Raw genomic sequence first — 24435 nt, forward strand, 5'->3', positions numbered from 1 at the left:
ATTAGTACTGACGGTGCGTTTTCTATGCCTTTTTGAACTAACCTTCTGTCAGTTTATTATTTAGCTCTTCTTGCGTTGAAGACCACGCTGTAATCAATGCTTTAACCAACGAGGCCAAAGGAATAGCAAAAAACACGCCCCAAAAGCCCCACAAGCCACCAAAAAATAGCACAGCCACAATGATAAATACCGGGTTCAAGTCAACGGCTTCTGAAAACAATAAGGGAACTAACACATTTCCATCGAGAGCCTGAATAATTCCATAAATAACTAAAACCGTCCAAAACTGGGTTTCTAATCCAAACTGGAATAACGCCACGGCAGCAACCGGAATAGTCACAAGCGCAGCACCAACGAACGGAATTAACACAGAAAACCCAACCAAAACGCCTAACAAGGCCGCGTAGCGCAAGTCTAAAAAAGTAAACGCAATGAACGAAACACCGCCTACAATTAAAATTTCAAACACTTTACCGCGAATGTAATTCATAATTTGCTGGTTCATTTCGTTCCATACTTGCAATATTAAACGACGCTGTTGCGGAATTAATTTAGCCACACTGCCCGTTAATTCCAGCTTGTCTTTAAGCATAAAAAACACCAGCAACGGCACAAGCACTAGGTAAATTAGCCACGCTACAACATCTTTTAACGACGTTAACGAAAACGATAAAACCACTTGGCCAAACTCAATAACTTTAGCCTCAACTGTAGCAACAATCCCTTGTACTTGGTCGGCATTAATTAAACTTGGGTATTGCTCTGGTAAGGCAATCAAATATGACTTGCCTTGCTCTAACATATGAGGGGTTTCTTGTACTAAATTGCTAGTTTGTTTCCAAAGAACAGGACCAATCACTAAAATTAAAGTGAGCATAATGCCTGTAAATATAAGCATTACGATCACCGTAGCAGTAAAACGGCGTAAACCAAGACGCTCTAAGTGAACAACTGGCCAATCAAGTAAATAAGCAATAACTAATGCCACTAAAACCGGCACAATTAACGAGCCAAAAAAGTAAAGTAAGGCAACAGAAACGAGTAGTAAAAATAATAAGGTGACCGAATGAGGATCAGAAAATTTTCTTTCGTACCATGTTTTTATATATTCAAACACGTAATGGCTCCACTAATAATAAACCTTGTTGTTTATCTAAGTTGTAACTGTAAGCATATTTTTTTAAATATCGCTCAATATCATCCATGCTCTCATCACTATTTACACTAAAAGTGATGGTTTGCTGTGTAGATAATGCTTCATGTAGCCCTAATTTAAACTGAACAAACTGTTGAGGACATCTATAACTTCGTAAATCTTGGTGTAACATACTCGCTTTACCGATTTATTAAAATGAATAATAAGTCGCATTGCTGTGTGTTAATAGTCTAAAAACATCAACAAATGTAACTTTTTCTTAAAACAACGCCTGCTATGGTTTATTCTGTAATACATAGTTAGCAGTAAGGACAGGTTAATGTCTCGCACGCATAATAAAGCGCATCTACCAAGTAATCCAACACTCAAAGAGATTAATTGGTTTAAAAAACAAATAAATTGGGGGGAGCTTCCTCCTTTTTATCATTTAGTTGCCTCTTCGGTTAGCGAGTCTGAAGGTGTTTTAGAGCATGGATTTGATAACGCCGTAAAACAACTTATAGACAGACGTAACTGGAATCTAGACATACTCGACGGCTTTGAGGACGACTTAGGTGAGATCCACACCAAGCATAAACCGCGAATTGCGTTACATCAGGTATTTACAGACCGAGGCTTTGAGCTGTGGGCACTGCCCTACGCAAAAGATATTGTTGTTGACCAATACATAAAAGATAACCGCTTTATGGAATTTAGAGTGTGGGATCCGCATTCAATGAAAGTACTATTAAGGTTAAATCAATTACATAAGTTTATTGGTTTTTACTTTGAACGCGGTGATAAAGCCGATAAAGCCCTTATTTTGCACTCACACAAAGTTGTTCATAAAATTATTACTTTTTTACAGCGAGAGTTGAACGTAATAAAGGTTGATGGAGTCTCAATAAAAGAACTCTACCAATTGTGCGAAAAAGACAGCCGTGCAAGCAGTGACGAAATAGACATAGCCAAAATTGCCATTGGCGAGCCAATAAACAAGGAATAAGATGCAGCTAAAATCAGCCTTTATCTCTTTATGCAGTGCCGTCCTTACATTTAGCCTTTTAGTAAGTGAGCCATTAAAGGCGCAAACTAATTTTAATCTTCCTGATTTAGGAACTTCTGCATTACAGGTACTCCCCCTCGAAAAAGAACAAGCGATTGGGGAAGTGATGATGATGCAAATTCGCGGCGGCTCACCAATTATTAACGACCCCGTATTAGATGAATACCTAACCACCATTGGCAGAAAGCTCGTTGCAAACGCGAACGATGTTCGTTTTCCGTTTTCATTTTTTTGGATCAATAACTCAGATATTAACGCATTTGCCTTTTACGGCGGACATGTAGGCGTTCACACAGGGCTAATTGCACAAGCCGATAGCGAAAGTCAGTTTGCATCTGTACTTGGTCACGAAATCGCCCATGTTACTCAGCGCCATTTAGCACGTAGGATCCAGCAACAGCAAGATAACAGTGCAATGACCATAGCGGGGATGATAGCCGGCATTTTAGCGACTATTGTTGCCCCAGATGCTGGTATTGCCATTATTTCAGCAAGCCAAACACAATCTGCTTTTAGCCAATTAACGCACAGCCGTTCTGCTGAACAAGAAGCTGATCGAATTGGCATGCAAACACTTAACAATGCAGGATTTGATGCACGTGCATCTAGCGACTTCTTAACTAAGCTGGCTGCACAAATTCGTTATAAGTATAAGCCACCTGCATTCTTACTCACTCACCCTCTTCCAGAAAGCCGAGTGTCTGACGTGCGCCTTCGTGCAGAGCAGTATCCAATGCGCCGCCTACCTGCAAGCCTTGAATTTAACCTTGCTAAAAGCCGAGTACTCGCGCGTTACGACAACAAACCAGAAAACGCTGAAGCCTTATTTAGAAAATTACTTCGCGAAAACAGCTACAGTAATACAGCCCTTAATTATGGTTTAGCGTTAAGCTTACTTGACCAAGAAAAACTTGACGAAGCAGACTCTATTTTAAGTAAGCTATTAAAAAACGACCCTAAAAATTTATTTTATATTGATACGCAAACTGATTTACTCATAGCGCAAAAAAAAGCAGACGACGCCGTTTCATTTTTAGCTGAACTTCATAATTACCGTCCTAACAATCAAGTAATTACGCTCAACTATGCAAATGCAGCACTAGAGGCAAAGCAATACGAACTTGCCGAAAACGTGCTTAAAGGTTTTTTATTAGAAAAACCAGAGCACAGCTTAGGTAAGGAGCTACTTGCTGACGCCTACAAAAAACAAGACAAATTGGCGGCCTATCACGAGGCAAACGCTGACGTGCTATCGCAATACGGTGCCTACATGAAAGCCGCTGATGAAATCCAAAAAGCGCTTAACTTCGTAGAATCAACAGAGCTAATAAAACAGCAGCGATTAAAGGCATTACTTACCCAGTATCGCCGTTTACAAAAAGAGCTTGCAAGGCTTTAATTCTGCAAGCTGTTGCCCTAAAATAGAGGCAATTCACACTATGGAAACTTTTATGTCTGTTACTATCTATCATAATTCGCGTTGTTCTAAATCGCGTGAAACACTTGCCCTTTTACAAAGCAAGTCAATAGAGCCCACCGTTGTTGAGTACTTAAAAACGCCTTTAACTCATGATCAAATAAGCACACTGATAGACCAACTTGATTTTAGCTCTGCTCGTGACTTAATGCGCACAAAAGAAACCGAGTACAAAACACTCAATCTTAAAGATGAAACAAACGAAACCACGCTTATAAACGCAATGGTTGAGCATCCAAAATTAATTGAACGCCCTATTGTTGAGCACAATGGTAAAGCAGCTATTGGTCGCCCACCAGAAAACGTATTAAGCGTTTTATAATGAGCACAAACATAGTGGTACTTTACCACTCGAGCCATGGCTCAGTTGAAGCGATGGCCCATGAAATAGCTGAATCAATAGAGCAACAAGGGGCAACAGCCCTACTGAGAACGTTTGTAGCTAAAAATCCGCACGACATTGTTATTACCAAAGATGACCTTATACAGTGTGATGGCCTGGCCTTTGGCACACCAACACGATTTGGTATGATGGCGTCTCAGGCAAAAGCATTTTGGGAAACCACCAGCGAACTGTGGCTAAAAGGTCAACTAATTGATAAGCCTGCGTGTGTATTTTCATCGTCAAGCAGTATGCATGGGGGTAATGAGGCCACACTGCTTAATTTATCATTACCCTTACTTCACCACGGAATGATGTTACTTGGTGTACCCTACGATGTACCTGAATTATTAGGCACACAAACTGGCGGTACTCCGTATGGTGCTACGCATGTTGCTGGTAGTAACAATAGTGCTCAGTTAAGTAAAGACGAAATTAAAATATGCCAAAGCGTTGGCATTCGCCTGACAAAAATTGCGAGTAAACTTCAATGAACACAGTGACCCATCCTGCAAAAAAGCCAATAACCGTAAAGTTTCAGCGTACTGCTTTAATTGGTTATGTTGGCCTACTTATTTTAATGCCATTGTGGATGTATTTTGTTCCGCCTCAAGAAGGCCCGCTCGATATTATGTCGTTATTTGTACCTATTATTCCTCTATTGCTTCCACTTAGAGGGATTATTAAAGACAGTACATATACCTACGCTTGGGCAAACTTTGTTGTTATGCTTTATTTTATTCATGGCTTAACCATGCTTTGGGTTGCACCTAATGAGCTAATTTGGGTGTTGCTAGAGTTATTATTTGCATCATTCATGTTTATTGGATGTACTTATTATGCAAGACACCGCGGGCAAGAGTTAGGCTTAAAAATTCGCAAATTGAAAGAAGATTTAGCCGACGAAAAAGCCGCAAACGAATTTAATAAATAAAATAAAAAAGCGCGTTTACTCTCTAGTAAACGCGCTTTCAACCATTACTTAATTGCTTATAAACTACTTACACCAATTCACTCAGTGCAGCCAAGGTCACGATACCCGCTAAACCAAGCTGAGCTAATAAACTCAAAAGTGAAAAGCCCCTCAATACAAATAAACCCCAAGGGTGTTTTATATGTGGATACAAAGCGCAGCGCTTTAAGCTCATAGCAAAGAAAAAACAAATCACCGTTACCATAGTTAAACCAAGCGTAAGTTCACTTTTTATGGTCAGCGCTTCGTCAAAGAAGAAAAATAACTGCAAAGGTAATAATAACGTCACAATAGCATGTAACACATGTACTTTTTTAATGCGATCAAACTGCCCATCTGGCGATAACTCTTTAATACCAAAGTCACGCTCTAGGCATTTAACTAAATTTTGCGCTTTGATACTCACAGCCAACCTATAACAACTTAAGCCCTCGTTATTACGCGCTCTAAAATCAAACCCGGCTTTAATTAGCATCACCATTAACGATTCATTTTTAGAGAGTACAGCATAATGCAATGCAGTGTTACCCAAGCTATCTGACGCTTTTTTATCTTGCTGAGGTAATAAGGTTTGCACCACGTTTACAAAACCACGCTCTGCCGCCCACATAAATGCAGTTTTACCGTTTTCATCAGCTAATGTGCCTGTTGCTCCTTGCTCAATAAAACGCATAGCCATTGTTTGCTTAGCCGTTTTTTTACGCAAATGTGTTAGTAATGCTTGCTCAAGTAAAACTACAGAATCAACATCAGGCGACACTTGTTTTAATAAAGTAAAATAGTCTTTACCCATTGCTACTTTGTCACTTGCAAGTTCACTTAACACGGCTAGGTCAGCAATTGACTCTGGTATAAAGTGACTTAAGCGATCTCTAAAATCAACTTCTTTCCAAAGCGATAACGCATCAACAGCACTGAGCTTACTGCCATTATTTAACGCATGTTCAATCAATGTAAAATAGCGTTTACTAAAAAATAAACTTAATAATGAAAGTGGTGTTTCAACGGCATTTTGTGCAGCAACACTTGCGTATTTTTCTAAACGTTGGCACACCAAAAGCACTAAGCTTTCTGGTGTATATTCATTATCGTAAAAATGAGTTTTCATTGCGCCAATATAGGCTTGTGCATCTTCGTCGTATTCACAAATATGTTGGAAATAACACTCTTCAAAAGGCTCAAGCGGGGTTAACCAGGCCAAATAATAAATAGGGGGCAAAACAGTGGTACACACACCATCGTCTTCATTGGTAGAACGACAAGCAGGCCAAGCTTCTAATGCATCTAAAATAAAGGCACCGTTTTGCTCTACAAGGCCTTTAATAAGTAACGGATATTCCTTTGGCCAAATCAGTACATTTTCCATTAAAACAACACAACTCCAGTGTAGCTTAGGTAAGTGGTCAGGTTATAACAGCTTTCAGCTGACACCACGCTTAATCAAAGAGGCGATATTCTAGCACACCCAGATCGCCACGCTAGAACAAAGTAGATGAATAATCAAAAATATAAAAGCAGCCAAGTAACTAATTACTTGGCTGCTTTTTAGGTTGGAGCTGGGCTTGATCTTTTTCACACAAAAAGATTAATTATTTGTTCTTTAACTCACTAATTACTTGGTCAATGCCTACATCTGAAATGCGCTGGATGATCTCTTTTTGCTTAGCACTTAAAAGCGAAATACCTTCAGCCACAATGTCGTACACTTTCCATTGGTTGTCTTTACCTAGGCGTAACTTAAAGCTTAAATCAATTGTGGGGGCGTTAGGCTCTATAATTTGCGTATTAACCGTGGCATATTCTGAGTCGCTTTGTGCATTATTGTGCTCAAACACCACTTTTTGGCCTGTGTATTTCATTAATGCACCGGCATATGTACCAGTCAAGTAATGCTCAACCGCGTCAATAAAATCAACCGCTTGTTGGCGCTCAATGCCTTTAATGTGTTTGCCTAATAATTTAAAAGACACAAACTTAATATCAATGTGTGGCATTAAACGTTTTTCAACAATTCCCGACATTTCAATTTTACTGGCATTACCTTTGCTGTTCACCTTACCTATATCGGCAAAAAGGGTGTCTGCAACAGACTCTAAAAGTATATCTGGTGATTGCTGAGCTTGTGCATAAAGCGATGTGCTTAAAAGTGCGATAGCAATTAAAAATGGTTTAATAAGTTTCATAATATGTTTGTTTGTGTGATTAAGATAACGCTAATTTACGTCATTCATACGCAATAAAACAGGCACAAATAAGCAATTTATTAATGCCTAAAAAGCACCAATAAATTAAGTGACTAAATTTCAATAAGTTAATAAAACCTGTTAACACGCAGTATACATCCCTGTTTTCGCTCGTCTTGAATTTACAACCTACCCACCCTCATCATCTGTTTTTTCGATAAATCAACTATCAGCGAGCAGCCATGAAAACCTCCTTTAAAATAATTACTTTATTAATCGCCTCACTTTTTATTAATAACACAGTATTAGCACAATCAAGCCATGGCTACGCAGTCGATGTACTTAAAGGCACTGGCAATATAAATGGCATAAAATTAGCCTATTAGTACCATATGCCAAAAATGCAAAACTTAGTTGGAGATGCCCGTTTTTAAATCGAAACCAGTGTAAACCTGTGGGAATTTGCGCATAACCACCACTCACAATCCAACTTAGTATTAGCGATATCGCCTGTATTGCAGTTTCCAGCGTTTAGTTTTAATAACACCCCATTTTATGTTGAAGCTGGCATTGGCGTATCACTCATTGACGAAACACAATTTGGTGGTAAAAACCTAAATAGCCATTATCAATTTGAAGATCGTATTGGACTCGTTGCTGACTTAGGCGATACACACATTGCTTTACGAATTATTCATTACTCTAATGCGGGCTTTCAAAAACCTAACCCCGGACTTGATTTTATGACCTTATCGGTTGCCAAGCGCTTTTAATAACCATTCGTTTAATTAAATGATCTATTTTAACCGTGGGTAAATGTGTTGATAGCTAAACAAAAGAGTCGCTATATAGTTACTTTAAAAGAGAGTTTTTAACGCAGTTAGCGACACGTTTAGCCGCTCACAATCATTAAATTTTATAGCGAATAGGTAAACTACCCAACTGATGTTTTTGCTGGTAATTACAGTTTAAAAAAGTAGAATAGCCAAAAAATAAAAATGAGAAATTAATATGCAAACATGGCAAATAGTACTCATTGTAGTGATGGTATTTGGCGTTGTGATAGGCAATATTGCCCTAATAAAACACAGTGCTAATATGGAATTTAAGAAATCAGACACGCACTTAAAAAACAAGCAAGACACAAAAAAGCCCTGATAAATCAGGGCTTTTAATTTAAATAATAAGCTTAACCAACTAGCCAATGTGCCATTAACGAAATAATCGGCAATGTTATTAGCGTTCTGAGAATAAATATAACGAACAGCTCAACGATGTTTACTGGAATTTTACTTCCTAACAACAACGCGCCCACTTCAGACATGTATATAAGCTGAGTCACACTCATAGCAGCAATAATAAAGCGTGTTACATCACTCTCAATAGTCCCAGCTGCAAGGATAGAAGGGATAAACATATCGGCAAAACCAACCATGATTGTTTGTGCTGCAGCCTCAGCTTCAGGTACTTGCAACAACTCTAAAAATGGAATAAACGGCATACCCAAATATTGAAATAGCGGCGTATATTCTGCAATAATTAATGCAAATGTACCCACGGCCATAACAACGGGTAACACAGCAAATACCATATCAAGTGCGTTGTGTACGCCTTCTTTTAATGTCCCCACTACGCCCGGCGATTTATCTGCCTTGGCCAGCGCTATATCTAAAGAATGACCCACTAATGATTTACCTAAAGGCACCAGCTCTGCGTTTGCGTCAGGCTCTGAGCCATCAATAAGCAAATCTTTTTTAAACCTAAGCGGTGGCAAGCGCGGCACAATAATAGCAGCCGTAATCCCTGCTAAACACACCGTTAAATAAAACGGAGCAAATAAATACTCAAGCTTTACCTGGCCAATAACCACTAAACAAAACGTAATTGAAACAGCAGAAAATGTAGTACCAATAACAGCAGCTTCGCGTTGTGTGTAGTATTTATCTTCGTATTGGCGCGCAGTCATTAATATTCCTACACTGCCATCACCTAACCACGATGCCACACAGTTAACGGCACTTCGCCCTGGCACGCCAAATAACGGACGCATTACTTTAGTTAATAACGTGCCTACCAACTCAAGCAAACCAAAGTTAAGTAACAAAGGGAGCAAAAGCCCTGCCAGTATAAACACCGAAAACAACACAGGAAGTAAGTCGTTTAGTACCAGTGCCCCTGTATTTTCGGACGTGATAGCATGCGGCCCCACGCCTAAATAGGTCATTAATACAAATGCTGTACCAAATAAACGCGTAACTAACCAAATCCAACTAACGTTAAATAAATGATTTAACAGTGGTATTTTACAAATAAAGTGAGGCTTAAAAATACTGATAATGAATGAAGATACACCCGTTATACAAATTATGGCTGTAATAATGGCCTGTGCTGTATCTGCAAAAAACACTTGCATGGCTTTAGCCATCATTGCAATAGGTATGGTCATTGCTTCACCGCTTGACACCGGCGTCATAAACAAAAACACACCAATTAACGAAGGCACAAGGAACGCAAACCAAGTACGCCAATCGTACTGAGGTGAAGTTGATAATTGAGACATATTTTTAACCTATAAAAACCACAAAAAGAGCTAAGCGCTCTTTTTGTGGTAAAACGTATTATTATTTATATTTTAATGCCGCGCTTAATAAGTGCTGCTTCTAGTGCTTGCTGTAAACCATTCATGGTACCTGGCTCAAGCGTTTCGCCTTTATCGTCCATCCAGGTTAAGCTTGTGCCACCTTGCTTGGTTTTACTCACTAAAATTTGGTATTGGCCTTCATCAATTGGTAATTGCGCAAAATCGTCGCCCCAAATCGAATCCCACATACTGCTCTCTGGTGCTTTATAATCGGCGGTAATTAAACCTGTGTCTTGATTTATTTCAACAATAGTAAACGACAAGCGCTCTAAAAAGCCTGAAAAACGATCAAATACCGCATCGTAAGATTGCTCAGTAACCAGTGCTGCATTGCCTTTATTGTCAAAGCCCATTTCTAAAGAAATAATACCTTGGCGCTTGCGCATATCAACTTCAAGTTGGCGATAGCGGTAATCAAATTCAGTAATAACTTGGTTAAGTGCACGCACTTCTAGTTGCTGCTTAAGCAAGTCTGTAAGTGTTGTATCACCTTTAAAATCTATTAATTCAGCACGTAAAGAGGCTGTACGTTCATGCGATTTTTTTTCAATAGAAAATCTAAAACGTTGGAGGTCATCGTTCTTTTCATCGCCCCACAACCAGCTTTCTTCGGTTTTAATAATTGCGTACCAATCGGTTTCAATAATACCAAGTAACTTGTCTTCTTTGGTTGTAGCGGTGTTATTTTCAGCTAAAACAGCATTTATTGAATCCCAAATAAAGTCATCTAAATCAACAATGCCATCGTTTTTATCAAAATATACGCGTGCTAAATTATCCGCCTCTTCGACCCAACTGCCTTTTGCTACAGTGAGTACTTGAGCTGGTGGACGATAGTTGGTTGCGTCTGGATTATTGTTATATTGACCTACTTCCATTTTATAAACTGGATCCTGAGCCGGCTGAGATAAAGACGCTGGCGCTTTTACTGGTTCATATGCGCGGTAATTACGTTCATTATGCGCATCGTTAACAAATACACTACACCCTGATAAACTTACCAATACACTTACTGCAAGTGCTTTTGGGATCCAATACTGCACAGATATTTCTCCTTAGCATACCCTTTAATTGTTTTAACAAATATATGAGTGGGTTATGCCGATTTGGTTCAGTGTAAAATCAATATTAACTTTACATTTTTATTTGGCTACTTAATTGCAATAAAGTTCAGCACCTCAACTTAGAAAAAACTAAGGGCAAATAAGCAAATTTTAGCTATGGTACTTTCCTGTGCCAGTAAAAACAAGAAACACCGTACTTTAAACGCGCTTAATTAGCCCGCATTATAGTTTACACACCGTTTTGTGTTAAACTTCGCCGCCGAGCAAGTCCTCGAGTGTATTTAGTAGTGTTATCCATTGCGTTGTTATAACCCTTGTAACTTAGGTATTTTAACCCATGACTGCATTTTCAAATCATCAAATTGTGTTAACCGCTATAGGCGAAGACAGGCCGGGTATTGTCAGTGAGCTTACGCAATTAGTCAGCGACTGCCACTGTAATATTATAGACAGCCGCATTGCCATTTTAGGCTGTGAGTTTACCTTTATAATGTTATTGCAGGGTGACATGTCGGCCATAAGCCGCATTGAACACGTGTTACCAACCAAGGCAATGGAACTTGGCCTGCTAACCATGATGAAACGCACTACAAGCCATACCCCTGGCGAGTTTTGTGCCGGCTATACGCTCGAATACACAGGTATAGACACCCCGGGCACACTAAGCAAAGTGACACGCTTTTTTGCCGATAACCACATCAGCATTTGTTCTTTAAAGTCAGATACGTTTAACGAAGAAACTGACACAAAAATGCGCTGTGAAGTAGAATTTAATATCCCAATAGATGTAGACATAGATAAATTTAAAATTAGTTTTGAGAGCCTTTCTCATACCCTAAACGTAGATTATATTTTTAAACGCATTCGTTAAGGAAATAGCATGAACACAATTAGTCCATTACAAGCAGGTGATACAGCACCCGCTTTTAGCTTACAAAACCAAAACGACGAAACAATCACTTTAAGTGAATTGTTAAAAGAACAACAAGTACTTGTGTACTTTTACCCTAAAGCTTCTACTCCGGGTTGTACCGTACAAGCAGAAAACCTGCGCGACCAACAAGACGAGCTTGCTAAATTTAACACGCGTGTTGTAGGCATTAGCCCAGATCCAATTAAGCGCCTTAAAAACTTTGAAACTAAAAAAGAGCTTAACTTTGATTTACTAGCCGATGAAGATCACGCCATTGCAGAAGCATTTGGCGTATGGGGCTACAAAAAATTTATGGGTAAAGAATACGATGGTATTCACCGCCTTACATTTTTAGTAGGCCAAGACGGTAAAATTAAACACTTATTTGATAAATTTAAAACCAAAGATCATCATCAAGTGGTGCTTGATTATTTGGCGGCAGAATAAGTTAGAAAATAACGACCAAAAAAATACATAAAGCGTTGCCCTAGAGCAGCGCTTTTTTATGTTATTTACTAAATATCCAGGTTAAATAAAGTATCTTCGAGAGATAAATAAACAATTGCTAGTTTTGAATTTGAAGTTACAGTTTGTCCCTTTTTGTTTCCCCAATACGATCTATTAGGTTACTTATTTATGAGACCAGAATTAAGAACTAAAATTATTGAAGTGTGTGATAAAAAAATTGCCAGTAAAGGTGATAATGTAGGCCTGTCTTTCTATGCTTTTTTTGCTAATAAAAACAACAATCCTGAACTTTTAATGGAAGCTGCTACTTGGTGGATTCAAACCCATCAATTAGATCACTTTGTAAAAGCTCATAAAATAAAACAAATGGTGCTCGCTAATTTATAAGCCCCAAGTGCTCATATTCGATGTGCATAATGCTTTAAGCAACAATTAAAAGCGCGAATTAAAGTTTCTAAATCAAGGAGTGTGCATGTCTTTTGTAAAAAAGCTATTTCGATGGTCACGAGGCAGGCAAAAATCAGGCTATGATAAAATGCTGCTTTGTGGTGCATTTTGGCCCATAAAGTTTGATGTGTATTTATTAAAGTTTCCAAAAGGAAGTGAAATACCACCGCACACTGATCATGTTAAAGATGGTCATCATTACAGACTAAATATTGTTTTAAAAAAAGCGGATATAGGCGGAGAGTTTATTTGCGCTAGCCCCCTATTTGAAACAAAACGAATCAAGTTATTTCGTCCTGATATCTGCGAGCACCAAGTATCGAAAATAGAAAAAGGTAACCGTTATGTACTCAGTATCGGCTGGATAAAGAATACTTAGTCAAAAATTATGTTTTGCAACCTTAATAATTAGGCTATTGATGAAAGTCATTATGTATACATTTCTATTTTAACATCGATCTGTATATATTCAGGTTTTGCCATACATTATCGGCAAATGCAAAATTAGGTATAACATCCACTATCAATGCGCCCGACTTCAATGCAATGTTTATGCTTGCCGCGTTTTTCTCTAAACACTTAAATTCGATAAATTGAGTATGAGTATCCGCCAATAGTTCTGAAGCTTTTGAAATAATTTGACTAATAACCCCATTACCCTGAGTACTTTGACTCAACCAATAACCTAACTCTGCAACAGCAGAGTCAGAACAAATTGATTTAACGGCAAATACACCACAAAAATCACCCTTAAAGTGTACTTTAAACCAGCGCGCACCATGTTGCCCACTGTTTATCCTGTCAGAGATGTATTTTTGAGCAGACGCGATATCATTTACGTCTTTAACCCAATAAAGAAACCTTGCTAAATTAGCACGGTTTGAATTCACCAGTTTCAATATCTCGTTCGCATCACCAATCAATAAAGGAGTAAGCTTTACATCATTTGAAATTGTTATCTGCAATTCCTTTCCCATTTATAATCTCCATATTCATTGAGTGAAACACTTTCAAAAAGCTCATATAAAATAGAACTTTGTATGGCTAAACACCAACCTATTTGATAAAAACATATTAAGAACAAAATATAAGGATTTAAATTTGAAAAAAGCAGTTAGGTTTAAAGCGTATTTAGTGGCTTTGATCACATGTATTATTGGGTTTCAGTTTTCGACGGCAAGTAATCTGTTTTATGCAAACCCGTTTTATATTGGCGGTTTTATTTTTGCAATCGTACTAATTGTTAATGTTATTAATTACTTCTGCCCAAAGTGTAAGAAAAACCAAGTAATGCAATCGGCTACAAGCTATCGCCTGCCAACAAATAAGTGCTATCACTGCGAGGAAGAAATTAACTAGCCTTGTCGGATGGCGCTTCGCTTATCCGACCTACGTGTTTAAATAAGCTTGTTAGAGTTTGATATAAAGAGTGCTTGGAAAGAGTGCTTGGAAAGAGTGAGCATTGAAGTTGCTGTGTTGGGTTTCGTTTCACTCAACCCAACCTTTTATCTACGTAATATAAATTAACGCCGAGCAGCTTATCGCTTACAGCTAACCACTTAAAGCCGCCTTTGCGCTTTAACTAATTCCTAAATACTTATGCACTTGGATTGATAAGCGCCAGTTTTTAGCAATACAGGTGTCGATTGCTAATTTGGTTGCAGATACCTTTTGGCTAATTGGCTGTAAATACACAAGCTTGGGGTTAACCCCTGTTTTAGCAAATAACGCTTCTAACTCTTCTACGTGTTTTTGCATGGCTATCGGGTGCTTAATTTCGTTAGCGCGCTTCATAGCGCTGGTAAGCACTTCGTAACCGCCGCGCATGTTTATCTTTGGCGATACTGTCACCCATGTTTGCTCAGGGGCGAGTATTTCAAACGTGCCGCTGGTTTCTATTTGCGTTGTAAAACCGTTATCGTGTAATAAGTTACATACTGGGTTTAAATCGAACATGCATGGCTCGCCGCCGGTAATTACTACGTGCTTTGCGGTATAACCACGTGATTTAAATAACGCGAGTACTTGCTCTGCGCTGGCATCGGCCCAATGATCTGAGTCGGCTTTTTTTTCTACGGTTTCATCAAGTGATACTTTGTATACGTTGTCTACATCCCAGGTTTGTTTAGTGTCACACCACGAGCAACCGACTGGGCAGCCTTGCAGGCGCAAAAATATTGAGGGTGTGCCAGTAAAACTTGCTTCACCTTGGATGGTTTCAAATACTTCATTAATTTTGTACAAAAGAGATCTCACTTACTACCTAGTAGCCAAATTGCTACTATTAAAGACGAAAAAGCGCTGTGCAAAAATTGTTATTTAAGCTGCGGCCGTGTAGTATATCGCGCCCTGATATAAACCTCTATTAAAACTAAGAGCAAAACAGATATGACGCAAAAAGTAGTTGTTATTTATTCCGGCGGTATGGACTCATTTACCGTATTAAATAAAGCCCTGCAGCAAGGCCATGATGTATATGCCCTTTCGTTTGACTATGGTCAGCGTCATGTAAAAGAGCTTAAAGTGGCTGCACAAGTGTGTGAAAAGCTTAATGTTCCGCACAAAATTGTGGATATTTCGGCTATCAATCAGCTTATTGGTGGTTCGTCGTTAACCGATAACATTGACGTGCCAGAAGGTCATTACGAAGAAGAAAGCATGAAGAGCACGATTGTGCCAAATCGTAATATGATTTTGCTCTCGCTTGCTGTTGGTTACGCGGTATCACTTAAAGCAAGCCAAGTTTATTACGGTGCTCATTCTGGGGATCATGCTATTTACCCCGATTGCCGTCCTGAATTTGTGCAAAAAATGGATGATGTATGTCGTATTGCAAACTACGATGCAGTGGAAATTTTTAGCCCGTATTTAAATAACACCAAAATTGATATTTTAACCGATGGCATAAAAATGGGTTTAGATTACAGCCAAACATGGACGTGCTATAACGGCCGTGAAAAGGCCTGTGGTAAATGCGGTGCGTGCCAAGAACGTTTAGAAGCATTTGCACTTAATAATATTACAGACCCTTTAGAATACGAATAAGCAACAAATAAATAGTTATTTAGGTTTAAATAAAAAAGGCTATGTTACGTAGCCTTTTTTATTGCATAGCATTTAATTACACAGCGTATAATTAAAAAATCCTTTTAAAAATTACAACCAGCGCCTTACGCGTGCTTTGTAGGCAGTAAATTCTTCACCAAATAATTTAGTAAGCGCACGTTCTTCTGGCATTATTTGAAACAACGTTAAATAACCAATAAAGCCAACAACACCTAGCATTGCCCAAACCGAACTTAACCACACGCCCCACCCAGCTAAAATAAATGCAAACCCTAAATACATTGGGTTACGTGAAATACGGTAAATACCGCTGGTGACTAACTTTGATGCCTGTTCGGGTTTATTTGGGTTTACCGTGGTTTTAGCTAACTTAAAGCTCACTACACCTGCAACACAACTTACACACCCAATAATAACTAAACTTGCCGCTAAATAGGCAACAAATACAGTGAAGTCAATGACACTGTATTGCGCTATGAGCGCCATAATGCCTGCAAAAAATAGAACAACGATAACGGGGGGGATTTTATTATTTAGCATAATAACTCACTGATAAAATTAGTTTATAAAATAATATGTTAATAACTATATGGCGATTAATTTCATATTAAACAACCCTGTTACTGTATAAAGTATGAACACCACACGTAAGTATTTGTGTATACGTATTTAGCCATGGTATTAAGCGGTTAATTTCACCGTACAGCTCTTTACAAATAAAGTTACAATTGTCAGCTTTAACTAAAGTGGGGAAAGCGTATACTTTAATAAATAAAATTAAAAAGGAATATAGTTATGTCTGGTACTACGATGATTGTACTTATTGTGCTTATATCTGTGGGTTCGGGTGTGGTTTACGATATGTATAAAAAGCATTTAGAGTTTAAACATAAAATGCAAAACAATAATAGCGACGCTCATAAACAACTTGCCGAAACAAAAGCAGAAGTGGTTGCTCTAAGAGAACGTGTACAAACACTTGAAGCCATTGTGACTGACTCAAGCTTTAACGTTAAGCAAGAGATCAATAAACTGTAAGCGTTATTAAACGCTTACTCGTTCGCTAAATTTATTAAAGGTAATTTGGATATAGATGGGCATTTTCTGGTTGCTCTATTCCATGGGCTGCTAAAAACCCACCTATAGCTTGTCCACACCCTTGAGGTGCACGCCCACTGTCTATTTCAAAGTTTAATTGATTGGCTTCTTGCTTACCCATTGAGCACAAATCAACTGTACTGGGGGAGCGCATTGCAATACTTAACTTACCAATGTTTTCTACTGCCACGTTTTTACTAAATCGGGCAAACCCTTGATATTTAAATTGCTCGCTCACATAGTCGTTGCTCGTGTTAACTAAGGCTGTGATAAAACCATGTAAAAAATGGTTACTTGACGACCCCGTAGTCAGAAACGCGATGGATTTATTGTTAAACTCGCTTAACTGAGCGCCATCACAATGCAATTTTACTGTATACAAATGTTGCTCGTCAGTAATGGCTTGATACCCTGTTAGTTCAACAGCCGAATCAGCAAATACAATGCGGCTCACCAAATCGGTAATATTATCGCTATGGTGCGTGTGTAAAACTAACTCTGGGTTTTGCGCCATGACAGGTAAATCGTGATGGTTATTAAACGGTGTGCTTATTGCACCATTTTGTTTTAACTGGAATAACTCTCTCACTTCGTGCTCACGCGCAACTTTTAAAGCCAAAAAAGCCGTTTGAATAAGTTCTGACGTAGGTAAGTTTTCTTCTACAATCCAGCGTCTACCAAAAAGCAGTTTTTTTGCTTTGTCGGTATTTTGATTACCACTTTTTTTGTAGTTGTCAGGGCTGAGTACCGCAACTTGAAGGTATATCTCATCACCTTTTTGAGCGGCAAGCACCCTAAAATGAGCCGAAAACTCAATACTTTCGAGCACTTCGTTCACACTTTCAAGCGTATGTTTGTAACGTAAAAAATGCTGTGGAACTATCCAATTATTATTCGCTAATTGCACAAGCGGCGCATACGGGATTGGCTGCTCGTAACTATGTTGCCATTTTTTGTCGTTACTGAGTAACGTATTTAGGTGACTATTTTTATCTGACATAAATAAACCAAATAAACTCGCACTGGGCAAGATATTAACTGTGTTTACATTACGTGTTTTGTTATGTAATTAGATCACAGCCGCCCGACAAAATTGGGCTTTTTTAACTATCGTAAAGGCTTTGATAGTCGCTTATAACTTTTTGATAATAAAGCTCATCTTTATTGAGCATTTTATTATAATGATTTAATAGTCGTTGAATGTAAGCCGTATGCTGTTTATCATTTAAGTCCCACATGGCATCACCTGTTTTACTTACCGGTTGGCTGCTTTTAAAGCTAACCTCTAGGAGTTCATAAACACGGTTTTTGTCACTAATAATTTGCTCGCTATGCAAACCCAAATTAAGCGTGTGTAAACCACTGCGCAGTAAATAAGTATGGTGAATTGGGCATAAAATAAAACGCACATGCTGTAAACGCTCTGGTGAGTTATTCGCTATTATTTGCTTCACCAAACGCAGCGCTAATTCACCACCAATACCGGCTATAACAACGATCTGATTTTTTACATCATCCAGCTTTATACTTCCAACGTCCTGACACAAGACCTGCCATTCTGGCTTTTTATTACCAGGCACCCTAAATTTTTTATTATGGGTTAATCGCGCTTCTAAATCGGTCATCACATTAGGCAAAATATCAACAAACATGACTTTATTGGCAGCTGAGCGCTTCAACAAAGCCATACCTAAATAGCCATGATCGCAGCAACAATCCCAAATAGTGTTTTGCTGGCGTGTTATAAGCGCATCAATCGCAGTCAGTCGTTTACTGAGTTTCATTTAATCAGGCGAATGTGACATTTTATAGACGAGCGCTTTTAAACTTTTATCACTGTCTATTTCAATAAAGCGGTCGGTAGGTGCAAGGCGTTCTACGAATGTAATCGCACCTTGTGTGTGCTCGTCAATCAGGGCTTTAAATGCATCCTCTGAGAGCTCAGGGCTATTTGCGCATAAGAGCAATTTTGTTGTTTGATTAAGTAACTCTGGGAGCCTGCGAAGCACTTTTTGGTAGTCTTTGGTTAAAATAAAGCTGCCTTTTTGAAAACTTGGCGGATCGACAATAATTAAATCAAACGGGGCTGCTTTTTTTAATTTACCAAACGACTTTAAAATATCGTGAGGTAAGTAACTCACCCCTTTGTCAAAACCATTTAACTGATGGTTTTGCTTACCTACTTTAAGCACCCCTTTACTCATATCCATATTCATTACATGATCGGCACCGCCTTGCATTGCTGCTAACGAAAAACCGCACGTGTACGAAAATAAATTAAGTACTTTGCCATGCTTACTATTAGCCATTACAAACTCGCGGCCGCTTCGCATATCAGGAAAAATCCCTGTATTTTGGCGGCTTTGCAAATCGACTAAAAAGCGAATTCCGTTTTCGGTTACTGTATGCTTATTAGGGAGCGTTCCAAACATGACTGTGTTTTGACTTTGCACACCCGCGCGTTGCTGATAAACAAGCGAGGTAATTAATTCTGGGTGGTGTGCTTGCGCCCATTGCCAAAGCGTTTCGGTTAACTGATGAAGCGTTTTTTCGTCTATTTCATCATAAGAGACTAAAAATAAGCTTGGTGGATAAAAATCTAAATTTAAGTGGCTTAATGCCTCAACACTATGGCCTCGCCCATGAAAAACACGACACAATTCGTTATTTAAAATAGGGGCGCTTTCAAGTGCCGTAATCAGAGGCGTAAAATTTGTAGTCATTTTTTAATTAATCAACTGTTGTTGTAGTTCGTGTATTTCGTCGCGCACAGAGCCTGCTTTTTCAAATTCTAAGTTGCTCGCATACGCGTGCATTTTAGTTTCAAGTTGCTTAATTTGCGTTGCAATTTCTTTCGCGCTAAGTACCTTTTTAGATTCTTTGCGAATAAGCTGAAGGTTATCTTTAGGGCCAGCCTCTTCGCCTACATCCATCACATCAAGAATCTTTTTAGCCAATGCACGTGGCTCTATGCCGTTGTCTAAATTGTATTGATGCTGAATTTCGCGTCTGCGACTTGTCTCATCTATTGCTTTTGCCATTGATTTTGTGACTTTATCGCCATATAAAATAGCACGCCCATCCAAATGACGCGCAGCTCGACCAATGGTCTGAATGAGCGAACGGGCTGAGCGTAAAAAGCCTTCTTTGTCGGCATCAAGTATGGCAACCAATGCCACTTCTGGCATGTCTAAGCCTTCCCTTAGTAAGTTAATACCCACTAACACATCGAATACACCAGCGCGTAAGTCGCGAATTATTTCTACCCGCTCTACGGTATCTATGTCTGAATGCAGGTAGCGCACTTTTACGCCATGTTCGCTTAAATAATCGGTTAAATCTTCTGACATGCGTTTTGTCAGTGTAGTAACCAATACTCGCTCACCTTTTTCAACACATTGATATATTTCTGAGAGTAAATCATCAACTTGGTCGCCAACGGGTCTCACTTCAATAAGCGGATCTAAAAGCCCTGTTGGGCGAATAATTTGCTCTGCAACTTCCCCACCACTTCGCTCCATTTCAAAGTCGCCAGGCGTTGCCGATACATAAATGGTTTGCGGTGCAATGGCTTCAAACTCTTCAAACCTAAGGGGTCGATTGTCCATAGCTGAGGGCATTCTAAAACCATACTCTACAAGGTTTTCTTTACGGCTTCTGTCGCCTTTATACATAGCGCCAATTTGCGATACAGTTACATGCGATTCATCAATAATCATTAATGCGTCATCAGGTAGATAATCAAGCAAGGTTGGCGGCGGATCGCCGGGGGTACGACCCGATAAGTAACGACTGTAGTTTTCTATTCCCGAGCAATAACCCAACTCGGTCATCATTTCTATGTCGTACTGAGTACGCTGCGCAATGCGCTGCTCTTCTACTAATTTATTGGCACTGAGTAATTGAGCTCTTCTATCTTTTAGTTCTATTTTAATATTTTCGATTGCGCCAAGAATTTTTTCACGCGGAGTTACATAGTGCGTTTTAGGGTAAATAGTGGCGCGCACAACATGTTTTTCAACAGCGCCTGTTAGCGGGTCAAAAATACTTAAACGCTCTATCTCGTCGTCAAACATTTCTACTCGCACTGCGTATGTTTCTGACTCTGCCGGGAATATGTCGACCACTTCGCCGCGAACTCGGTAAGTACCACGACTAAACTCTATGTCATTACGAGTATATTGTATTTCGGCTAAACGGCGAAGCATATCGCGTTGATCAACTTTTTCACCTACTTTTAAAAGCAACATCATTTTCATGTATGACTGGGGGTCACCCAAACCATAAATAGCCGAAACCGACGCAACAATAATAGTATCACGGCGTTCAAGTAATGCTTTGGTTGCGCTTAATCGCATCTGCTCAATGTGCTCATTGATGGATGCGTCTTTTTCAATAAAGGTATCGCTCGATACAACGTACGCTTCAGGCTGGTAGTAGTCGTAATAAGAAACAAAATATTCAACGGCATTTTTAGGAAAAAACTCTTTCATTTCACCATAAAGCTGCGCAGCCAACGTTTTGTTGTGCGCCATTATAATTGTCGGGCGGTTCAAATCGTTAATTATATTAGCCATGGTAAAGGTTTTCCCCGTACCTGTTGCCCCTAACAATGTTTGATGAGCAAGCCCGGCTTCTAAACCTTCACATAATTGCTTTATTGCAGTAGGTTGGTCCCCTGCTGGTTGAAACTGTGATTTTAACTGAAAATGATCGCTCAATTATTGCACTCCTGTAATGACTGACTGCTCAATGACTCAAGCTCTTTTATAAACCATTTATACGCTACAAACGCGGTAAATAAATTACCTACCGCCGCACCAATAAATAACCCCGTCAACCCTGCAAAATGACTGCCTAAGTAAGCAAACGGAACATAAAAAATAAATAAACGTATAATACTTAAAAACAATGCATTCATTGGTTTGTGCAAAGCATTAAACGATGAATTTGATAATATGATCACACCTTGCAAACCATAACTTAATGGTATGGTGTAAATAAAGAGCTTAATTACATCTATTACTGCCTGCTCTTTACCAAATATCTGGCTTATTACTCCAGAAAAAATAATCAGCAAAACGTAAATAATAAATTGCCAAACCATCACAAACTTCAACGTCCCTATGTATGCGTCTTTAACTCTACATAATTTTCCAGCACCGAAGTTTTGGCTTACAAATGGCGGGAGTGTCATTGATAAGGCAAGCACTAAAATACTTGCAATAGACTCTATTCTACTACCAACACCAAACGCGGCAACGGCCTCAGGACCATGATTAGCAACAAGTGCCGTCATTACCGCCATTGCAATTGGTGTAAGCATATTAGCACTTGCGGCAGGTACACCTATTTTTAATATTTTGCGGATTGACCCCATAACTGTTTGTGACCCAGCTTTTAAACTAAGTAATCGTTTTCTTGCTATTAAAATATATAAAATAATGACAACAGCTACAGCCCAAGCTATTACACTTGCAATGGCTGCGCCTTGTATACCCATTGCAGGTATAGGACCAAAACCAAATATAAGCATGGGGTCGAGTATTGCATTTATAAGCCCTGCTCCTCCCATTACAATACTGGGAGTTTTAGTATCGCCACTGGCACGTAATACAGAGTTCCCAATCATGGGTGTGATTAAAAATACACTGCCAATAAACCACACATTCATGTATTCATGTATTAAAGGAAGCACCTGCTGTCCTGCACCCAGTAACGTAAATACCGGGTCAATAAGTAAATAGCCTATAAACGATAATATAAGCACCAACACAACAGCCACTAATATAGAGATGCTGGCGTCAAAACGAGCTTCATCTATTTTGTTGCTGCCTAACGCTTTTGCAATGACAGCTGAAGTGCCTATGCCTAAACCAATAGCTAAGCTAATTACGGTAAAGGTGACTGGAAAAGTAAAACTCACTGCAGCGAGAGGCTCTGTACCCAACAAACTGATAAAGAAGGTATCAACTATATTAAACATCATTAACATGATCATGCCGAAGATCATCGGAACAGTCATTATTTTCAACGTTGGCATAATGGGATCGTTAAGTAAATCTGGGCGAGTCTTCGTATTTGAAATTGCGCGCATGGAATAAATGGCCTCTTTTACTGAGTTGATCATTTTAAAGCATCAGGGCAATTCAAGCCACGGATTTATCACTACATTTTACACAGGCACACCCAATAAAAAGAGCGTATGGAGTAAACATCACTTTTTATACGTTTTTGCTAAAATAAGGCCTTAATGCATCAAAAAACAATTAAGACACATTTTTGCTACTTTTATTACAAAACACACGGTTTACCTGTCGGTTTTTTACACAATTCGACACTTTGATTTATCGTAACGAAAAGTTACTCTCATCGAATAACACACTGCAACCCTAAAACGCTAAGCTGCTGTTTTCATTTAAAATAAAAATAATGATTTAAAAGCTTGAAATCGTTGTAGCACTCTAAAATACTGGTGCCGCTGATGTTCTTAAAGTTTCATAAACAGAGTTATCCACAGAAACCGTGGATAACTCATTCAAGGCCGCATTTATAAAGGCTTCGAGAGACATACATTTTACGTGCAGGTCTGACCAAATGAGGGATTTACATTTTAATGCTTTTGTAACCTTAGCCGACAAATTAACCTAGGTTAATATTTTTAAATTTCGACAGCCCTGTGACCACGCATTAACGCATGCGTATGTAGTTACAAGTTATTGATTGTGTTCTTTATGAACATGCAGGACTTTATTTATTTAAATGTTTACACTTCATAATTGCACACAATTAAACAGCGTGTTTATCAGTAAAGTAATACCGAATAAAAAATACCCTAACATCAATATTACAGAATTAATTAACTAATAGGCCTAAACAGTTAATTTTGTTTTTTGAGTTTTACGCGTAATAAATCACTTTATCTTTGTATTTTATTTACTCAACCAACAGTACTAAACGATCACAAAAAGTTATTTTGTTAGTAACGGTTTTATAAAAATGCCAATGAAGTGCTTAAAACAAAGCTATAAAACACGCAGATTGCACATAAAAACAACGAATAAACCTCTTTTTTTAATTTATGACTTTTATATGTTGACACTTTGCAGCGCGGTCATTAATATTTCGCCCCGTTGAAAGGCAAGACGCTTCCCCCTTAGCTCAGTTGGTTAGAGCGACGGACTGTTAATCCGCAGGTCCCCCGTTCGAGTCGGGGAGGGGGAGCCAAGCTTTTTAACCATAAACGATTCCCCCTTAGCTCAGTTGGTTAGAGCGACGGACTGTTAATCCGCAGGTCCCCCGTTCGAGTCGGGGAGGGGGAGCCAAGCTTTTTAACCATAAACGATTCCCCCTTAGCTCAGTTGGTTAGAGCGACGGACTGTTAATCCGCAGGTCCCCCGTTCGAGTCGGGGAGGGGGAGCCAAGCTTTTTAACCATAAACGATTCCCCCTTAGCTCAGTTGGTTAGAGCGACGGACTGTTAATCCGCAGGTCCCCCGTTCGAGTCGGGGAGGGGGAGCCAA

General features: G+C 39.0%; 26 protein-coding genes, 4 tRNA genes and 1 pseudogene. 17 read left to right on the forward strand and 14 right to left on the reverse strand.

The annotated features are described in order from the left end of the window. Positions 1-37 precede the first annotated feature (37 nt). Positions 38-1117 carry an AI-2E family transporter gene (locus KZZ04_RS17050; RefSeq protein WP_058404155.1) on the reverse strand — a complete coding sequence of 360 codons (1080 nt, stop codon included), beginning with the start codon at positions 1115-1117 and terminating at the stop codon, positions 38-40. After that, positions 1110-1328 carry a hypothetical protein gene (locus tag KZZ04_RS17055; RefSeq protein ID WP_138530909.1) on the reverse strand — a complete coding sequence of 73 codons (219 nt, stop codon included), beginning with the start codon at positions 1326-1328 and terminating at the stop codon, positions 1110-1112. The genes KZZ04_RS17050 and KZZ04_RS17055 overlap by 8 nt, the downstream gene beginning before the upstream one ends. A gap of 147 nt (positions 1329-1475) precedes the next feature. Between KZZ04_RS17055 and KZZ04_RS17060 the strand changes: the two genes are divergently transcribed. The 5 genes from KZZ04_RS17060 to KZZ04_RS17080 are packed head-to-tail and all read left to right on the forward strand — an operon-like array spanning position 1476 to position 4994. Next, positions 1476-2141, forward strand: coding sequence for a hypothetical protein (locus KZZ04_RS17060; RefSeq protein ID WP_138530907.1), 666 nt, complete (start codon positions 1476-1478; stop codon positions 2139-2141). 1 nt (position 2142) lies between these two features. Further along, the gene (locus KZZ04_RS17065; protein ID WP_058404152.1) at positions 2143-3600 is read left to right on the forward strand and encodes a M48 family metalloprotease; all 1458 of its coding nucleotides are present in this window, start codon (positions 2143-2145) and stop codon (positions 3598-3600) included. 52 nt (positions 3601-3652) lie between these two features. Further along, positions 3653-4000, forward strand: a complete 348-nt coding sequence (gene arsC / locus KZZ04_RS17070; protein WP_058404165.1) for an arsenate reductase (glutaredoxin) — start codon at positions 3653-3655, stop codon at positions 3998-4000. Then, entirely contained in the window at positions 4000-4554 is a 555-nt protein-coding gene (wrbA, locus tag KZZ04_RS17075; RefSeq protein ID WP_058404151.1) for an NAD(P)H:quinone oxidoreductase, read from the forward strand. The genes arsC and wrbA overlap by 1 nt, the downstream gene beginning before the upstream one ends. Further along, positions 4551-4994, forward strand: a complete 444-nt coding sequence (locus KZZ04_RS17080) for a DUF2069 domain-containing protein (RefSeq protein ID WP_058404150.1) — start codon at positions 4551-4553, stop codon at positions 4992-4994. The genes wrbA and KZZ04_RS17080 overlap by 4 nt, the downstream gene beginning before the upstream one ends. A 67-nt stretch (positions 4995-5061) precedes the next feature. Here KZZ04_RS17080 and KZZ04_RS17085 read toward each other — a convergent pair whose 3' ends face one another. Both KZZ04_RS17085 and KZZ04_RS17090 read right to left on the reverse strand, forming a co-directional pair. Beyond that, a complete protein-coding gene (locus tag KZZ04_RS17085; protein WP_219423417.1) occupies positions 5062-6399 on the reverse strand; it encodes an ankyrin repeat domain-containing protein in 1338 nt (445 codons plus the stop codon). A 223-nt stretch (positions 6400-6622) separates the two neighbouring features. Further along, positions 6623-7216, reverse strand: a complete 594-nt coding sequence (locus KZZ04_RS17090; protein WP_058404148.1) for a phospholipid-binding protein MlaC — start codon at positions 7214-7216, stop codon at positions 6623-6625. Positions 7217-7458: 242 nt separating this feature from the next. Between KZZ04_RS17090 and KZZ04_RS21380 the strand changes: the two are divergent. Both KZZ04_RS21380 and KZZ04_RS17100 read left to right on the forward strand, forming a co-directional pair. Beyond that, positions 7459-7989, forward strand: a pseudogene (locus tag KZZ04_RS21380) (acyloxyacyl hydrolase). A gap of 238 nt (positions 7990-8227) precedes the next feature. Then, positions 8228-8374, forward strand: coding sequence for a DUF2897 family protein (locus tag KZZ04_RS17100; protein ID WP_082653601.1), 147 nt, complete (start codon positions 8228-8230; stop codon positions 8372-8374). A gap of 31 nt (positions 8375-8405) precedes the next feature. Here the strand turns inward: KZZ04_RS17100 and KZZ04_RS17105 are convergent, their stop codons facing one another. Together KZZ04_RS17105 and bamC are read right to left on the reverse strand one after the other, a co-directional pair. After that, on the reverse strand, positions 8406-9776 hold the full coding sequence (locus tag KZZ04_RS17105) for a YjiH family protein (protein WP_219423419.1): 1371 nt from the start codon (positions 9774-9776) through the stop codon (positions 8406-8408). 65 nt (positions 9777-9841) lie between these two features. Continuing rightward, positions 9842-10900, reverse strand: a complete 1059-nt coding sequence (gene bamC, locus KZZ04_RS17110; protein ID WP_219423421.1) for an outer membrane protein assembly factor BamC — start codon at positions 10898-10900, stop codon at positions 9842-9844. A gap of 358 nt (positions 10901-11258) precedes the next feature. On the opposite strand from bamC, the gene KZZ04_RS17115 reads away from it, so the two are divergent. The 4 genes from KZZ04_RS17115 to KZZ04_RS17130 all read left to right on the forward strand — a co-directional run bounded on the left by KZZ04_RS17115 (position 11259) and on the right by KZZ04_RS17130 (position 13128). Continuing rightward, positions 11259-11792: a glycine cleavage system protein R gene (locus KZZ04_RS17115; RefSeq protein WP_138530897.1), complete on the forward strand. Its 534-nt coding sequence runs from the start codon at positions 11259-11261 to the stop codon at positions 11790-11792. Positions 11793-11801: 9 nt separating this feature from the next. Then, complete coding sequence (gene bcp / locus KZZ04_RS17120; protein ID WP_058404144.1) at positions 11802-12281, forward strand: thioredoxin-dependent thiol peroxidase; 480 nt, start codon at positions 11802-11804, stop codon at positions 12279-12281. A 189-nt stretch (positions 12282-12470) separates the two neighbouring features. Continuing rightward, on the forward strand, positions 12471-12689 hold the full coding sequence (locus tag KZZ04_RS17125) for a DUF6500 family protein (protein ID WP_219423423.1): 219 nt from the start codon (positions 12471-12473) through the stop codon (positions 12687-12689). An 85-nt stretch (positions 12690-12774) separates the two neighbouring features. Continuing rightward, on the forward strand, positions 12775-13128 hold the full coding sequence (locus KZZ04_RS17130) for a 2OG-Fe(II) oxygenase (RefSeq protein WP_219423425.1): 354 nt from the start codon (positions 12775-12777) through the stop codon (positions 13126-13128). Between the two features lie 64 nt (positions 13129-13192). On the opposite strand, the gene KZZ04_RS17135 is transcribed toward KZZ04_RS17130, so the two are convergent. Together KZZ04_RS17135 and queE are read right to left on the reverse strand one after the other, a co-directional pair. After that, positions 13193-13726 (reverse strand): GNAT family N-acetyltransferase, encoded by a 534-nt coding sequence (locus KZZ04_RS17135; protein ID WP_257903661.1) that lies wholly within the window; start codon positions 13724-13726, stop codon positions 13193-13195. Between the two features lie 601 nt (positions 13727-14327). Continuing rightward, positions 14328-14993 (reverse strand): 7-carboxy-7-deazaguanine synthase QueE, encoded by a 666-nt coding sequence (gene queE / locus KZZ04_RS17140; RefSeq protein ID WP_219423437.1) that lies wholly within the window; start codon positions 14991-14993, stop codon positions 14328-14330. A gap of 144 nt (positions 14994-15137) precedes the next feature. On the opposite strand from queE, the gene queC reads away from it, so the two are divergent. Next, positions 15138-15794 carry a 7-cyano-7-deazaguanine synthase QueC gene (queC, locus tag KZZ04_RS17145; protein WP_006792320.1) on the forward strand — a complete coding sequence of 219 codons (657 nt, stop codon included), beginning with the start codon at positions 15138-15140 and terminating at the stop codon, positions 15792-15794. 111 nt (positions 15795-15905) lie between these two features. On the opposite strand, the gene KZZ04_RS17150 is transcribed toward queC, so the two are convergent. Further along, positions 15906-16355, reverse strand: a complete 450-nt coding sequence (locus tag KZZ04_RS17150) for an isoprenylcysteine carboxylmethyltransferase family protein (protein ID WP_219423426.1) — start codon at positions 16353-16355, stop codon at positions 15906-15908. 255 nt (positions 16356-16610) lie between these two features. Here KZZ04_RS17150 and KZZ04_RS17155 point away from each other — a divergent pair, with 255 nt between their 5' ends. Then, positions 16611-16853 (forward strand): hypothetical protein, encoded by a 243-nt coding sequence (locus KZZ04_RS17155; RefSeq protein WP_006792318.1) that lies wholly within the window; start codon positions 16611-16613, stop codon positions 16851-16853. A 34-nt stretch (positions 16854-16887) separates the two neighbouring features. Here KZZ04_RS17155 and KZZ04_RS17160 read toward each other — a convergent pair whose 3' ends face one another. The 5 genes from KZZ04_RS17160 to KZZ04_RS17180 all read right to left on the reverse strand — a co-directional run bounded on the left by KZZ04_RS17160 (position 16888) and on the right by KZZ04_RS17180 (position 23010). Further along, on the reverse strand, positions 16888-17913 hold the full coding sequence (locus KZZ04_RS17160) for a hypothetical protein (RefSeq protein WP_219423427.1): 1026 nt from the start codon (positions 17911-17913) through the stop codon (positions 16888-16890). Positions 17914-18016: 103 nt separating this feature from the next. Then, complete coding sequence (locus KZZ04_RS17165) at positions 18017-18697, reverse strand: tRNA (adenine(22)-N(1))-methyltransferase TrmK (protein ID WP_219423429.1); 681 nt, start codon at positions 18695-18697, stop codon at positions 18017-18019. Then, a complete protein-coding gene (locus KZZ04_RS17170; protein WP_219423431.1) occupies positions 18698-19636 on the reverse strand; it encodes a class I SAM-dependent methyltransferase in 939 nt (312 codons plus the stop codon). A gap of 3 nt (positions 19637-19639) precedes the next feature. Further along, on the reverse strand, positions 19640-21634 hold the full coding sequence (gene uvrB / locus KZZ04_RS17175; RefSeq protein ID WP_219423433.1) for an excinuclease ABC subunit UvrB: 1995 nt from the start codon (positions 21632-21634) through the stop codon (positions 19640-19642). Further along, positions 21631-23010 carry an MATE family efflux transporter gene (locus tag KZZ04_RS17180; RefSeq protein WP_219423439.1) on the reverse strand — a complete coding sequence of 460 codons (1380 nt, stop codon included), beginning with the start codon at positions 23008-23010 and terminating at the stop codon, positions 21631-21633. Before KZZ04_RS17180 ends, uvrB begins: the two co-directional genes overlap by 4 nt. A 1053-nt stretch (positions 23011-24063) precedes the next feature. Here KZZ04_RS17180 and KZZ04_RS17185 point away from each other — a divergent pair. From KZZ04_RS17185 to KZZ04_RS17200, 4 genes are all read left to right on the forward strand, one after another. After that, positions 24064-24140: transfer RNA gene (locus tag KZZ04_RS17185), tRNA-Asn, on the forward strand. A 21-nt stretch (positions 24141-24161) separates the two neighbouring features. Then, positions 24162-24238 (forward strand) — tRNA-Asn (locus tag KZZ04_RS17190). Positions 24239-24259: 21 nt separating this feature from the next. Continuing rightward, positions 24260-24336: transfer RNA gene (locus tag KZZ04_RS17195), tRNA-Asn, on the forward strand. A 21-nt stretch (positions 24337-24357) separates the two neighbouring features. Then, positions 24358-24434: transfer RNA gene (locus KZZ04_RS17200), tRNA-Asn, on the forward strand. The last annotated feature ends 1 nt before the right edge of the window (position 24435 follow it).

Source organism: Pseudoalteromonas sp. CR1, from assembly GCF_019392235.1.
In the GTDB taxonomy this organism is placed as follows: Bacteria; Pseudomonadota; Gammaproteobacteria; order Enterobacterales; family Alteromonadaceae; genus Pseudoalteromonas.

Coding starts and splice junctions, on each gene's coding strand:
- KZZ04_RS17055 (WP_138530909.1), bottom strand. CDS start 1,328: ATGTTACACCAAGATTTACGAAGTTATAGATGTCCTCAACAGTTTGTT.
- KZZ04_RS17060 (WP_138530907.1), top strand. CDS start 1,476: ATGTCTCGCACGCATAATAAAGCGCATCTACCAAGTAATCCAACACTC.
- KZZ04_RS17065 (WP_058404152.1), top strand. CDS start 2,143: ATGCAGCTAAAATCAGCCTTTATCTCTTTATGCAGTGCCGTCCTTACA.
- arsC (WP_058404165.1), top strand. CDS start 3,653: ATGTCTGTTACTATCTATCATAATTCGCGTTGTTCTAAATCGCGTGAA.
- wrbA (WP_058404151.1), top strand. CDS start 4,000: ATGAGCACAAACATAGTGGTACTTTACCACTCGAGCCATGGCTCAGTT.
- KZZ04_RS17080 (WP_058404150.1), top strand. CDS start 4,551: ATGAACACAGTGACCCATCCTGCAAAAAAGCCAATAACCGTAAAGTTT.
- KZZ04_RS17085 (WP_219423417.1), bottom strand. CDS start 6,399: ATGGAAAATGTACTGATTTGGCCAAAGGAATATCCGTTACTTATTAAA.
- KZZ04_RS17090 (WP_058404148.1), bottom strand. CDS start 7,216: ATGAAACTTATTAAACCATTTTTAATTGCTATCGCACTTTTAAGCACA.
- KZZ04_RS17100 (WP_082653601.1), top strand. CDS start 8,228: ATGCAAACATGGCAAATAGTACTCATTGTAGTGATGGTATTTGGCGTT.
- KZZ04_RS17105 (WP_219423419.1), bottom strand. CDS start 9,776: ATGTCTCAATTATCAACTTCACCTCAGTACGATTGGCGTACTTGGTTT.
- KZZ04_RS17115 (WP_138530897.1), top strand. CDS start 11,259: ATGACTGCATTTTCAAATCATCAAATTGTGTTAACCGCTATAGGCGAA.
- bcp (WP_058404144.1), top strand. CDS start 11,802: ATGAACACAATTAGTCCATTACAAGCAGGTGATACAGCACCCGCTTTT.
- KZZ04_RS17125 (WP_219423423.1), top strand. CDS start 12,471: ATGAGACCAGAATTAAGAACTAAAATTATTGAAGTGTGTGATAAAAAA.
- KZZ04_RS17130 (WP_219423425.1), top strand. CDS start 12,775: ATGTCTTTTGTAAAAAAGCTATTTCGATGGTCACGAGGCAGGCAAAAA.
- KZZ04_RS17135 (WP_257903661.1), bottom strand. CDS start 13,726: ATGGGAAAGGAATTGCAGATAACAATTTCAAATGATGTAAAGCTTACT.
- queC (WP_006792320.1), top strand. CDS start 15,138: ATGACGCAAAAAGTAGTTGTTATTTATTCCGGCGGTATGGACTCATTT.
- KZZ04_RS17150 (WP_219423426.1), bottom strand. CDS start 16,355: ATGCTAAATAATAAAATCCCCCCCGTTATCGTTGTTCTATTTTTTGCA.
- KZZ04_RS17155 (WP_006792318.1), top strand. CDS start 16,611: ATGTCTGGTACTACGATGATTGTACTTATTGTGCTTATATCTGTGGGT.
- KZZ04_RS17160 (WP_219423427.1), bottom strand. CDS start 17,913: ATGTCAGATAAAAATAGTCACCTAAATACGTTACTCAGTAACGACAAA.
- KZZ04_RS17165 (WP_219423429.1), bottom strand. CDS start 18,697: ATGAAACTCAGTAAACGACTGACTGCGATTGATGCGCTTATAACACGC.
- KZZ04_RS17170 (WP_219423431.1), bottom strand. CDS start 19,636: ATGACTACAAATTTTACGCCTCTGATTACGGCACTTGAAAGCGCCCCT.
- KZZ04_RS17180 (WP_219423439.1), bottom strand. CDS start 23,010: ATGCGCGCAATTTCAAATACGAAGACTCGCCCAGATTTACTTAACGAT.